Consider the following 12,508-nt stretch of genomic DNA (forward strand, 5'->3'; position numbering starts at 1 on the left):
GGCGCCAGTATCTCTACTAGCAATTTCTCTATGTACTTCGCTATTCAAAGCGCCCACACAGTTTGTCTTCTATCTTCTTAAGGAACTCGCCAATCTCAGGCAGTGGTGCGTATTCTACTCACCCAAAGTTCTTTGTCAAATGTTTTTTGCAAACAATTTGAAAATTTTTTTTGAGCAATATCAACGAATAAGCATATTGAGAAATAAATGAGTATTTGAGTCAATCTTATTCTAATTTGCTTCTAAAATACACACAAACGTTAGTATAGCACAGCATTGCAAATTGTGTAGAATTTGTGCAAAAATTTTAAATCGCTTTAAATACGCTCGTATACGAAAAAAGTTAAGTCATAAGCGTTCTTGTCATCGCGGGGTCTATGGGTTTCATGCACACATTTCCAAATACTTTTTTCTATCTTTGGAAAAAACACATCAGCGCGCTCGAAGCGATGGTGAATTTGAGTTAAATAAATGCGCCGGGCAAGCGGCATTGCTTCTGAAAATACCTTGGCACCACCGATAATCATCGTTTCCGGTTCGTATTGTGTTAGCTGCAGCGCTTCTTGCAATGAATGCACCAGTGTAATGCCTGCAATTTGCAAGGATTGAGAACTAATGACTATATTTTGGCGGCCAGGCAGAGGAACACCGATGGATGCAAACGTTTTTCTCCCCATGATAATGGGTTTGCCCATCGTCATGGTTTTGAAGTAGTTAAGATCGGCAGGCAAATGACAAAGCAATTTATTTTCACAGCCCAACCCTCTATTTTCATCCATTGCAGCAATCAAGCTCACCAACCCCATATCCGACTCCACAGGCAAAAAATCTATTATTGCGTGGACCGGAATGAATTAAAAGGAGGTTAAGTGCTTAAGGCTAGAGATGGGTGCGTTGCTTTGCCATATAGGCTGCAGTTTCGACCGCAGCTTTCAGACTGCCATCATCCGCCTTCCCTGTCCCTGCTAATTCTAAGGCGGTTCCATGATCAACCGAGGTACGGATGATGGGTAAACCCAAGGTGATATTTACCGCGCAACCAAATCCAGCATATTTCAACACGGGTAATCCTTGATCATGATACATGGTAAGAAAGGCATCGCATTCTTTTATATTGTTTGTAGTAAACAAGGTATCGGCTGGGAATGGCCCAAATACAGCCAACCCTTTTTCTTGCAAAAACCGCAGAGCGGGAACAATGACTTTAATTTCTTCATTACCTAAATAACCACCTTCGCCAGCGTGTGGGTTAAGGCCTGCCACATAAATTTTAGGATTTTCTATGGCAAAATCTCTTTTCAATGCAGTATGCAAACAAGAAATGATTTCGATTAACGATTCCATAGTAATACTGGCTGCGACATCTTTTAAGGGCAGGTGGGTAGTTGCCAATGCCACACGCATGACTGGACATGCAAGCATCATCACCACAGCTTTGGCTTGGCATTGTGCGGCCAAAAATTCAGTATGCCCCGTGAAAGAATAACCGGCTTGATTAATGATCCCCTTATGCACGGGAGCAGTAATCAATGCGGAAAATTCATTCTTTAAACATTGCTGCACGGCAATGCCCAGCATATCCAGGACATAGGGAGCATTTTGCGAATTGAGTACACCAGCGCTTGGCGTCTCTTTGCAGGGAAATGACCAAACCGTTAAGCTATTTGGTTTTTTTTCAGGCAATATGCCCTCTTGATAGTCAAAAAACTCAAGGGCTAAACCTAATTGGCGAGCACGTGCTGCCAATAAAGCCTTATCGCCTATAACTACAATCGGTAATTCATGCCCGGCCAAACTCAAGCATAAGTCCGGGCCTATACCGGCAGGTTCTCCGCTGCTGACCAGCAGCGGTTTCATGCCAATTCCTTATCCAAAATATTCAAGTAAGCGTCAGCACGTAAATGTTGCTGCCAATTTTGGACTGCTTCAGTAAACTTGCGCTGTTGCAAAAATTGGTGAACTTGCTGCCTTTGAAAGGCTTGAGAATCATCGACTGTTTTGCGCTCCAGCACTTCAATCAAGTGCCAGCCAAACAATGACTTCACCGGCTTGCTCACTTTGTGTAAAGGTAAGGCATTCATTGCCTTGGCAAATTGTGGAACCAATTCTTCCGCGGTAACCCAACCCAAATCGCCTCCTTTCACAGCGCTGGCGGCATCCAAGGAATATTGCTTAGCCATGACGGCAAAATCTTTTCCCGACTTCAATTGCTCATAAATATTGTTGATCTGCCTAATTGCTTCTGCTTCCGTCATGTTGGCATCTTGTTTCAATAAAATATGGCGGACGTGCGTCTTAACCACTTCATGATGATCTTGTTTACCGCCTAGAGCCACCAATTTGATCAATTGGAAGCCGTTGCCGGTGCGAATAGGCCCTGCCACTTGGCCGACTTTCATATTCACCACCTTATCTGCAAAAACTTCCGGCAATTCAGCTAAATTGCGCTCACCAAGATCACCCCCTTCCAGCGCATATTCGCCACTTGATTCGGCAATCGCCAAACGCGTGAAATCTTCGCCCTGTTTAATTTTTTTCAATAAAGCTTGTGCCTTATCGCGTGCTTTTTTCAATTGGTCAGTGGTGGGTTCTTCCGGCAAGGGAATAACAATATTTTGCAAATGGTAAACTTGATTTTTCTTGTTGTTCAAGGATGTTTTAATGTAATCCTCAACTTGCTGGGATGAGACTACAATATCCTGGCCTATGGCTTTTTGCTGCACGCGGGCAATTAACATTTCCTTCCGAATATTTTCCCTATAAGTTTTCCAATCCATGCCTTGTCGCTCCACTTCCTGGCGTAGCTGCGTCAGTGTCAAATCATTCGTGGCAGCAATTTTTCCTATCGCTTCATTTAATTCAACATTATCGATGGTTAAATTATTATTTTTAGCAATCTGCAATTGTAAGTTAATATCAATCAAATGCTGTAATACCTGCTTGCGAAGTACTTGCTCGTCTGGCATGGCCATATTCTTAGCCATCATTTGTTTTTTTAATATGCTGAGCTGAGCGGCCAATTCGCTTGCAGTAATTACATCGTCATTGACAACAGCCACGACCTTGTCCAAAGGTTCGGCAAAGACTAAGGCGGATAACAGCATAAATAGAATTAGGATGTGCTTTCGCATGTCATGTCCTCATTATTATAACTTCAGCGTCTGTATTCCAAAGAAATTATAAGAACTTGATTAAGTTTAATTTTGTACTTCATAGCAACTTCGTCAAATGGGTACAAAATATACCATTATCACTGATTTCTGAACTAATCCAGACTCAGGCAAATTTTTGATGCTGCAATTTAGGGTATTCAATCGCAAATTACAAGCAAATTTGCTTAATTTAAATCCAAAGAGTTCAATGCAAAGGAATAAGCACTTGCATGAGGGTTCGCAAAGTTTAACGGCTTGCCTGTCAGTGGCGGAATATATCCGCATAAGTAGGCAAATAACTGCGGATAATGGTAGTAGGATCGCCGCTGGCTGCAGAACCCAAACCTTTAAGCAAAATCTGCAAATATACGTTGTTCGTGTATTGCGGGGTCAAGGTATTGGGAGTCAGGCTTCTAAACGTGCGTCCTCCCAGTAAACGGATAGCCCAACAGCAGGTATCATATTGCAATCCGGCAAAGCCCATCATGCTGTAATGTTTGCTGATGTTATAACTATAGGCACCCAGCCCGCTCCATTTCTCGGTAAACGGTAATGCCGCAGAAATATTGGCTTGATGCAATGCATTATCTTGAATGCCACTGTTCGCGACTTGAGTCACATCTCCGTTAACCAAATAAGAATAACCAAAATTAAGGATCTGGTTTGCTGCCGGCTGATAATGAAAATTCAAATTGCCATTATTAGTCGCATGCGTGTAAACATCCCACACATAATCACCGCTGACCATCCATGCCGGATTGACCCGATAAACGGCGCGTGAGGCAATGGGCGAAGATTTTGCCACAGGCGATAAATACCCCAAAGTTAACGGATTATCTGCGCAATTTCCTTGTTTGTTATAGCAAAGTTGTACACGCCGATCGGAAAAATAACGGATTTGCCCAATGGAAAAACTGGCTTTTTCCTTACCCGTATCCTCGGCTAGCCAACGGCTGGTTAAGGCATAGGAAAGTTGGTTGGCATCGCCAATCCTATCAAAACCAGAAAAACGGTTGGTGCGGAATAATTGATCATAATTAAAAATCATATATGCGGAATCATATACAGGGATGGGAGTTTGATCATGATAAGGCACGTATAAGTAAAATAACCTGGGTTCTAAGGTTTGCGTATAATTTTGCCCCATTACCCGCGTAAAGCGTTCAAAAAATAAACCGCCATCCACGTCATAGCGGGGAATCGTGCGATTAAAATTTTGGGAAGGCATGAATGCACCATAAGTGGTGTCATAGGCATAGGGTGAATCATAAGAGCGGTAAGACAGGCTATAAGGATTAAAGGTGGTATTATATGCCCCATAATGCACATCGTAATAATTTTCCACTAACTGCGCTTCAGGAGTCACATACCCCCATGATTTAAAATGCGGGAATGCAATCGTCGGATTTAAGTGAAAACGCGGTCCCTCAGGCTGTGGTAGGTTTTTGGCCGGCCAATTAAAATAATCAAATTGCCCTAGCAAATTAACTTCTGCATTCAGAGGCAATTCATTATAAATACCTTGGGCACGCAATTGCGGCAAACGTTCATAGACGTCTGAAATAACGGATTGATTAACAGGATGCAAGGTTTGATAACTTTGCAACATCCCGTAAAATAACCAATGATCCGTGGTATACGTTAAATTTCCCTGCCGCAGCAATTGATTTTGCGTCAAAATTGCCAAGTTGGTGCTGAAATCCTGCAAATAATAATCATCTGAAACTTGTTGATAATTAACCCCCAGGCTTAAATTGGGTGTAAATTGCGTGCTTTCATGCACCATAAATGTCCAGCGATCGGTGGATTGCCCGCGCAAGCTTGGAAATTGACTGCTGTTTTCATGCAAAAAATCGGCGAAAGCCCGATCATGTGGCAAAAAATGAGCACTTAAAGTACCGATTGAGTTGGCAGTGAGAAAGCGGAAATCGCCTCCCATCATCAACCCGCGCCGGCCATATACATGCGGAATAATCGTTGCATCATAATTCGGAGCAATATTCCAATAATAAGGAAGACCGAAATCAAACCCACCCACATTGGTATAGCCATATATTGGCAATAAAAAACCGGACTTACGTTGTTTTGAAGTTGGAAAAGTTAAATAAGGCGTGTATAAAAGTGGCCAATCATTAACTCTCAATACGGCATTACGCGCAACCCCGGTAGCGTTTGCATCATCCAAAGTGATTTCCTGAGCTTCAATCTGCCAAGCTCTGTCTTGTGGGGCACACGTCGTATAAGTGGCTTGCCGTAATAAATAATCCCGGTTGGCAAAACGTTCAATTAAGCTTGCTCTACCCCAAGCCGGCAATACTGCTCCCGCCTGGCTGCTGCTAAAACGATATAGCACATCTTCTATGCGTCCGGAATTATCTTGCGGGTTAATGACAGCACGCCTTGCAATCATCAATCGATCCGGCTCGCGATAGCGTACCTCACCGATTAATTCAATTTGCTGTATTTTATTTGTTTTTGGATCACGAAAAATATAAGCTGTTTTAGCATTAACAATGCGCTGTGTTTCTTGTATCTCCACGCGGCCTGTTAACTGCGAGCGCCCCTCGGCATGAAATGATGCTTCATCCGCCAAAATGTAAATTTCGTTTTCGGGTAGTGGCGTTATAGGCAGCGACTCATAATAACCTTCGCAAACATTGGATTCCTGAGTAATTTGCCAACCCAGGCATTGCGCAAAACGTGCCCGCAAAGAAGAATCCAACGGAGCATCACGGGTGACAACGCAAGCTTGTACCGCTTCCCTTGCCATGGTTGAACCAATGTTTACCTGCGCTCTTAATCCCGTGTGCAGCCACAAAGCCACGCCGGTAAGGCTTAAATAAGCGCATATAGCCGTCCAATTTATTAAAAAAACTGAACCCAAGCGTCCAAACCTTGCTTTTATTTTGGCTGCAAGTAATGTTGTACCCAAGAGCATGACCACTAATACAAAGCTAAAGACGGTTAGCGTATAATAAAGCTTTATAGTTTTCACCATCATCAAGCCCAGTGAGGGCAGGAAGTATACCATGCACGCAAGGCAAAGCGCACTTAACAATTGGCTTAAACGCATTTTAGGCACAGGGACTTTCACGTTAACAACCTTGGCAGGAGATGCCAGTTTCCGCCGCTATTATCGACTCTTTCATGAAAATCGTTCCTATGTAGTAATGGATGCTCCCCCTGAAAAAGAAAACATCCTGCCTTTTATGCAAATTGGCAATGCATTGCGTAATCAAGGGATTCATACGCCTTATCAGTACGCAGCGGATTCTGAACAAGGTTTTATTTTATTGGAAGATTTAGGCGATCAGTTACTGTTAAGCGTTTTGACTGCAGACTCTGTAAATGCCTTATATCAATCCGCTATGCAACTCCTGCTTCGTCTGCAACAATGCCCCGTTGCTACTCCTCAATTACCCTCATTCGATAAATCGTTTATGTTACAAGAATTGCATCTATTTCGGCAGTGGTTTTTATCTTTGTATCTAGATTTGCACTTAACCCTTGCTGAAGAAGAAATCATCACAGCGTGCTTTGCAACGCTTAGTGAAGACATTGCAAAACAGCCACGCGTGTTTATCCATCGTGATTATCATTCGCGAAATTTGATTTTAACCGGCGATATTAAAAATCCAGATTTAGGCGTCATTGACTTCCAGGATGCAATGCAAGGGCCATTTACTTATGATTTGGTGTCTTTGCTGAAAGATTGCTATATCCAGTGGCCGCGTGAACAAATTCTCAACTGGGTACAATTTTTTTATCAAAAGCTCCCTGAAGTCCAGACCTGGACTCTTGCTGAATTTATTAAAGCATTTGATTTCTGCGGCTTGCAACGCCATTTAAAAGTACTTGGCGTATTTAGCCGCCTGCATTTGCGCGACCATAAGTCCGGATATCTGCAAGACTTACCCTTAACATTTAACTATGTAATGGCATGCTTGGAAAGTTACCCGCAATTTTTACCTTTTTATCACCTGATGCAGCAAAAAATTTTTCCATCATTCATTGAGAAACAACCACAATGAAAACAGCTATGATTTTAGCGGCTGGCCGCGGCGAACGCTTAAGACCTATCACCGAGCAAAAACCCAAAGCTTTGTGTACAGTGCATGGCATCCCTTTGCTTGCACATCATATTACAAATCTCGTGCGTGCAGGATTTAACAAATTGATAATTAATCACGCCTATCTGGGTGGACAAATTCGCCAATACGTAGGCAATGGTGGACGTTGGGGTATTGAAATTCATTACTCTCCAGAACCTCCTGGCGGACTTGAGACAGGTGGCGGCATTGCCCAAGCCTTGCATTTACTAGGAACAGAACCCTTTTTGACTGTCAATGCAGACATTCACACAGATTATAAGTTTGCAGATTTGAGCTTGCCTGAACACAGCTTAGTCCATCTCGTTCTAGTCGATAAACCTGCCTATAGCCGGCAAGGGGATTTTGGTTTGCTTGGCTCGCGGCTTATCAACGAAGATAAACATTATACGTTTACTGGCATTGCCTGCTATCACCCTGATTTTTTCCGGGCTGCACCCATTGGACGATATTCCGTGGCCCCATTATGGCGTGAAGCAGCCAGAAAACAGCAGGCGACGGGAGAGGTTTATAGTGGGCGCTGGTTTGATATTGGTTCTCCTGAGCGTTTGTTGGCTGCCAATGGGTTATGCAGTAAAACATTATTGCAGGTATCTTGAGGTATGCCGGGTATCATCACTCCTTAGCCGGCATACTAAATTTGCCTTAACCGGGAGTCGGTGCTTCTTCTTCTCTGGCTTCTTGCGTTGGTTCCGGATACGCATGGCGCTGTAAAGAAAAATTGATAGAATCATTATTTTTATGGATAAATTGTGCGAATCCTTTATTTGCATCTTCAAGTAAATCACCAAATTCAGCAGAAGATATTTTTAATGGTTGCCCCTGCTCTTGGCGAAGTTCCCCTGCTTCATCAACATGATAAATAACGCCACCTTTACTGATTAAATTATTGCCGGCTAACCATGCATTAAATAATTTATCCATGGCCGCAACTGTGGTTTCATCAGCATCCACACCATCACTGGTATAACCGCGGATAATTTGCGAATCCTGGCTGATGGCAAAATGGAAAGCAATCTCCGTCTTTTCAATGGTTTTGGCTGCATCTGCTGCCAGATTTTGATGCAAATTCTGGAAACTGGAAGGCATGCGCGTATCACCACTCCAGGGGGAAGTAGCGGACTCTTTCTGCCATGCAATATTTTCGGCAAAGTTGCCTATTTCGCTGGCAATTGCAGGCATGTTCTTGCCTAATCCTGCTTTACTCAATACTTCATTAAACTGGGTATAAAAATACCCGGAAGCTTCCGAAGTCGTTGCAATTTCCATTATTTTATATAAGGAAGCCGTACTGGGTAGTGTACCGCCTTGCAAGCGAGCCGATTCTAATGCCATTTCGTTACCTTGGTTGAATTTTTATAAATTATAGCAAATGCCGGTTTAGCACTAAACCTGCTTTATCTTTAATCGATGTTAAAAAACTGTAAAAAATTAATCCAAAGGGCCTTTTATGGAATCTGTTAATGAAGCTAATCTTTTTTCCTTCACATCTGCAAAAGAAAACTCATCCACTTGGATCGCATCCCAGCGTAATTTTTCAATTTCAATGACCTGCTCCATTTCCTGTATACTCAATTCATTATGCTTGACCAGGCTTTCCAATTTTTCTCTCAATGCAGTTAACTTAATGCGCCCGAAACTGCGGATTTTTTTATAAAGATTATCGTGCGCAATCAATGCTTGCAAAGCTTGCTCGACTTTGTCCAACGGCTCTTTCTTATCCCCACTCATGTAAATAAAGCTACAGATTTCCTGGCGATATGCATTGTTTTGGGTCATCAACCGTGCTAACTGGTGATCTAATTTATCCCGTGGCGCAAGCATGCTTTGCCCGCCGGGAAATACGAAAAAGCGGATCAACCAACCAAGCATGCGCGATGGGAAATTTTCGCAAAAATCGATCATCGCTTTTTGCGCATGATAAAAGCAATAAGTAACAGCCCATTTGGCATGCAATTCATGATCTTTACTGCGATGTTGCTCGAAATAGGTAAGAGCTGCCATCGCCATGTAAAGATACGACATCCCATCTGCCAAACGGGCGGACAAACGTTCTTTGCGCTTTAAATTGCCGCCTAAATAAATTAGCGCAAGATCGGCAATCCAGGCATAAGCATAACTGAGCCTGGCTAAACGTTGATATTCACGGCGCATAGGGCTCTTTGGGGCTGCTATCAAAAAACCACCTGTCCACGCCGAAAGCGTTGCCTTGGCAAAATTTCGCATAAAATAACTGATATGCTGCCAAATAATTTCAGCAAACTGTTCTTTATCGTTGCTGGACAATGCGTAAAATTCTTTACGAATAAAAGGATGACATGCCATGGAACCCTGTCCAAAAATTAATAAATTTCTCGACATGATATTTGCACCTTCAACGGTGACGGATATCGGGATACTTTGGTAAAAACTTGCAAGGTAATTACGCGGTCCGATCACTACGGTACGACCGCCGTGAACATCCATGGCAGCATTCACGGCAATGCGTGCCAATTCTGTATTGAAATATTTGGTAATTGCAGATGCCACAGAGGGTTTTTTGCCTTGATTCACTGCAGCAACAGTCATTAAGCGGGTGGCATTCACCAAATAATTCAAACCTGCAATTTCGGCCAATTTTTCTTCAATGCCTTCAAATTGCGCTAATTCCACATTAAATTGGCGACGCACGCGTGCATAGGCACCCGTTGCTATATAAGAAACGCTTGAAGAAGCTGCACCCAATGCCGGCAATGAAATCGAGCGGCCAATTGACAGGCACTCTACCAGCATTTGCCAACCGTGCCCGGCTTGCTCCTGCCCACCAATGATACTGGTAATGGGAGCAAAGATATTTTCACCACGAATCGTGCCATTCATAAACCACTGATCCGCTGGCAAATGGCGGTTGCCTATCTCTAAATGCTCCGCTTCGCGGGAGATGAGCAAGCAAGTGATTCCTTCCTCGCCTTTACCTTGCAGCAAACCATTTGGATCTTTTAAATTAACAGCCAAACCAATTAATGTCGCTACGGGAGACAATGTAATCCAGCGCTTGTTAAGCGTGATGCTTAATCCCAAGACTTGCTGGCCATTCATTTCTTTCTGCACGACAATGGCTTCAGACTGAATGGAAGTTGCATCGCTTCCCGCTTCAGGTTCGGTCAGGGCAAAACAAGGAATGTCGATGCCTTTTGCCAAACGTGGCAAGTAATAAGATTTTTGTTCTGCAGTACCATAGTGCTGCAATAATTCACCCGGGCCTAAAGAATTAGGAACCATGACCGTGACGGCTGCAGCGCCGGAACGACTGGCAATCTTCATCACCACATCTGAGTGAGCACGTGCAGAAAATCCTTTCCCGCCATACTCCTTACTGATCACTAAGCCAAAAAAACCCTTTTCTTTCAAATAAGTCCACACGTGTTCGGGAAGGTCACGCTGCTGGGAAAAATCCCAGTCATTAATCATTGCGCATAATTCTTCGGTTTCGTGCTGTAGAAATGCTTGTTCTTCAGCAGTCAGTTGCGTTGCAAGTTGTGATAACTTTTCCCAGACAGGCATCCCGGTAAAAATATCTTCCTCCAACCAGGTATCGCCTGCATTTAAAGCGTCTTCTTCAGTTTTGGAAAGTTTGGGCAAAGACTTGCCGGCACGTGCATATAAAAAAGCACTGATTGCCGCCCGTACGCTTTGCACTTGCAGGGTTAACATAATAGCGATAATTATTGCCCACAAAAAGATTCCTGCTATCCAGGGCAAACCTATAAAAAACGTGGTAACCACTAGATATACGATGCTAGCCCCAATCCAGACTTGCGGATGCCAGGCATGATAAAGCGCAATAAGAGTAAACAATAAATACAAGACAAATAATGTGACGGCCATTTTCCTTTTCCTTGTAAATCCATGCAAGTGAAGCAAAGAGCTGATTGAAGTCAATGAGTATATATAAAAAACATTTGTAAATTCAATGAAATAAAATCATCGCTTGCATAACATAATGGAATATCCTAGCGTAATCTTTTTATTCATCACGGGCTAAATATGAATAAACGCTTGGTATGGAATTTCGAGCTTGAGCCAACCACTTCCTTGCATATCCCCGCTAATGCACTGGCTTGTGCGGCTGAAATGCGCTGGGAAATGCGCTGTTTTTGGCCGGAAGACGCAATTATCTGCCTTAAAGGATTGACTGAACACTTTCTCGAATTAAGCCAATTTCAATTAAAAAAACGGGAGGATACCTATTACCTCCTCGATAATGCCCCCTTAAACATTAAAATGCGCCGGGGACAAATCGTTTATAAACCATTGCTTGCAAAAAAAGAGCATGCCATGGCTTATGGGCGTAAAATTATCCTGGACGAACAAGGCGCGGCTGCAACATTGCCCGGGGCGGAAAATATAACGGTAGAAGAACTTTTAGGACAAATTAAAGCATCCGGGAAAAAAATTGCAGTCAGCAAGGATGCATTCGTTTATAAGTTTTCTACTGAGCCCGCCACCAAGCTTGAGTTAGCGCGCTTGCGCGTTCAGGATAAAATTTATTTTAGCTTGAGCATTGAGTCACGTGCTTTATCTTTAGTGGAAACATTTGCGCAACACTTGCTTGCAACTTGGATTTCTTGCGACTATGTGACTTTCCTCAAAAGTATATTGGTATGATTAAAACCTTGCTTGCCATAACCATAAGCTTTGGAAAAATCGGACTGATTTCCCTTGGCGGCGGGAATTCCATGCTTAAGTTGCTGGAATATGAAGCAGTCAATTATCGCCATTGGATAGGGCAGGAAGAATTTATCCAAATGGTTGGCAGTACTTTTTTATTTCCAGGCTTGACTGCAGTCAAACTTGCGGCACTTATCGGCTATAAGGCAGGCGGAACTGCCGGATTGCTCCTAGCGGTAGCTTGTTTGAATTTACCAGGATTAATTTTAGCCATTTTCGGTTATTTTTGGCTGACAAGCCATAACAGTCCTATTATGCGCAAAATTATGATTGCCGTGCAATATGGGGCTTTTGCGCTATTGGCTGCCGCCACTTTTTCCATCGCCCAGGGCGTGCTGGCTGTATATTATTCGCTGTCGATGGTAATGGCTTGCATTTTATTCTTTTTAGCTCTAGCTTTTTTGAATCTATCCCCTTTTTGGGGCTTTATTGCATTTATTGGAGTTTGTTTTTTCCTGGTGAATTAATGCTAATGATCAACGTGTTGATTTTTAAGGAGCCATGTTGCAGCATACACTTGAACTAGCCCCGAATGTC

10 protein-coding genes are annotated in these 12,508 nt (G+C 43.0%); 4 read left to right on the top strand and 6 right to left on the bottom strand.

Going from position 1 to position 12,508, the window contains the following annotated elements; translation table 11 throughout:
- Positions 1 to 317: 317 nt before the first annotated feature.
- The 4 genes from ELY11_RS07835 to ELY11_RS07850 form a co-directional block, all read right to left on the bottom strand.
- Positions 318 to 806, bottom strand: coding sequence for a dihydrofolate reductase (locus ELY11_RS07835; protein WP_126954403.1), 489 nt, complete (start codon positions 804 to 806; stop codon positions 318 to 320).
- Between the two features lie 73 nt (positions 807 to 879).
- Positions 880 to 1,857, bottom strand: a complete 978-nt coding sequence (pdxA, locus tag ELY11_RS07840) for a 4-hydroxythreonine-4-phosphate dehydrogenase PdxA (protein ID WP_127032967.1) — start codon at positions 1,855 to 1,857, stop codon at positions 880 to 882.
- A complete protein-coding gene (locus tag ELY11_RS07845) occupies positions 1,854 to 3,131 on the bottom strand; it encodes a peptidylprolyl isomerase (RefSeq protein ID WP_126954405.1) in 1,278 nt (425 codons plus the stop codon). Before ELY11_RS07845 ends, pdxA begins: the two co-directional genes overlap by 4 nt.
- 283 nt (positions 3,132 to 3,414) lie before the next feature.
- Entirely contained in the window at positions 3,415 to 5,922 is a 2,508-nt protein-coding gene (locus tag ELY11_RS07850; RefSeq protein WP_199739166.1) for an LPS-assembly protein LptD, read from the bottom strand.
- A gap of 259 nt (positions 5,923 to 6,181) precedes the next feature.
- Here ELY11_RS07850 and ELY11_RS07855 point away from each other — a divergent pair, with 259 nt between their 5' ends.
- Together ELY11_RS07855 and murU are read left to right on the top strand one after the other, a co-directional pair.
- Positions 6,182 to 7,183, top strand: coding sequence for an aminoglycoside phosphotransferase family protein (locus ELY11_RS07855; protein ID WP_126954406.1), 1,002 nt, complete (start codon positions 6,182 to 6,184; stop codon positions 7,181 to 7,183).
- Positions 7,180 to 7,860, top strand: coding sequence for an N-acetylmuramate alpha-1-phosphate uridylyltransferase MurU (gene murU / locus ELY11_RS07860; RefSeq protein ID WP_126954407.1), 681 nt, complete (start codon positions 7,180 to 7,182; stop codon positions 7,858 to 7,860). The genes ELY11_RS07855 and murU overlap by 4 nt, the downstream gene beginning before the upstream one ends.
- 46 nt (positions 7,861 to 7,906) lie before the next feature.
- Here murU and ELY11_RS07865 read toward each other — a convergent pair whose 3' ends face one another.
- The gene (locus ELY11_RS07865) at positions 7,907 to 8,596 is read right to left on the bottom strand and encodes a hypothetical protein (protein WP_126954408.1); all 690 of its coding nucleotides are present in this window, start codon (positions 8,594 to 8,596) and stop codon (positions 7,907 to 7,909) included.
- 96 nt (positions 8,597 to 8,692) lie between these two features.
- Positions 8,693 to 11,128 carry an acyl-CoA dehydrogenase gene (locus ELY11_RS07870; protein WP_127032969.1) on the bottom strand — a complete coding sequence of 812 codons (2,436 nt, stop codon included), beginning with the start codon at positions 11,126 to 11,128 and terminating at the stop codon, positions 8,693 to 8,695.
- Between the two features lie 159 nt (positions 11,129 to 11,287).
- Here ELY11_RS07870 and ELY11_RS07875 point away from each other — a divergent pair, with 159 nt between their 5' ends.
- Together ELY11_RS07875 and ELY11_RS07880 are read left to right on the top strand one after the other, a co-directional pair.
- Positions 11,288 to 11,908 carry a hypothetical protein gene (locus ELY11_RS07875; RefSeq protein ID WP_126954410.1) on the top strand — a complete coding sequence of 207 codons (621 nt, stop codon included), beginning with the start codon at positions 11,288 to 11,290 and terminating at the stop codon, positions 11,906 to 11,908.
- Entirely contained in the window at positions 11,905 to 12,438 is a 534-nt protein-coding gene (locus ELY11_RS07880) for a chromate transporter (RefSeq protein WP_127032972.1), read from the top strand. The genes ELY11_RS07875 and ELY11_RS07880 overlap by 4 nt, the downstream gene beginning before the upstream one ends.
- Positions 12,439 to 12,508: the final 70 nt, after the last annotated feature.

This window comes from Legionella septentrionalis (genome assembly GCF_003989745.1).
Taxonomy (GTDB): Bacteria; Pseudomonadota; Gammaproteobacteria; order Legionellales; family Legionellaceae; genus Legionella_A; species Legionella_A septentrionalis.

What these genes read in the sequence shown, in the direction of transcription:
- ELY11_RS07880 (WP_127032972.1), top strand. Translation starts at nt 11,905, where the DNA reads ATGATTAAAACCTTGCTTGCCATAACCATAAGCTTTGGAAAAATCGGA.
- ELY11_RS07855 (WP_126954406.1), top strand. Translation starts at nt 6,182, where the DNA reads ATGCACGCAAGGCAAAGCGCACTTAACAATTGGCTTAAACGCATTTTA.
- ELY11_RS07870 (WP_127032969.1), bottom strand. Translation starts at nt 11,128, where the DNA reads ATGGCCGTCACATTATTTGTCTTGTATTTATTGTTTACTCTTATTGCG.
- pdxA (WP_127032967.1), bottom strand. Translation starts at nt 1,857, where the DNA reads ATGAAACCGCTGCTGGTCAGCAGCGGAGAACCTGCCGGTATAGGCCCG.
- ELY11_RS07875 (WP_126954410.1), top strand. Translation starts at nt 11,288, where the DNA reads ATGAATAAACGCTTGGTATGGAATTTCGAGCTTGAGCCAACCACTTCC.
- ELY11_RS07850 (WP_199739166.1), bottom strand. Translation starts at nt 5,922, where the DNA reads ATGGCAAGGGAAGCGGTACAAGCTTGCGTTGTCACCCGTGATGCTCCG.
- ELY11_RS07835 (WP_126954403.1), bottom strand. Translation starts at nt 806, where the DNA reads ATGGGGTTGGTGAGCTTGATTGCTGCAATGGATGAAAATAGAGGGTTG.
- ELY11_RS07865 (WP_126954408.1), bottom strand. Translation starts at nt 8,596, where the DNA reads ATGGCATTAGAATCGGCTCGCTTGCAAGGCGGTACACTACCCAGTACG.
- murU (WP_126954407.1), top strand. Translation starts at nt 7,180, where the DNA reads ATGAAAACAGCTATGATTTTAGCGGCTGGCCGCGGCGAACGCTTAAGA.
- ELY11_RS07845 (WP_126954405.1), bottom strand. Translation starts at nt 3,131, where the DNA reads ATGCGAAAGCACATCCTAATTCTATTTATGCTGTTATCCGCCTTAGTC.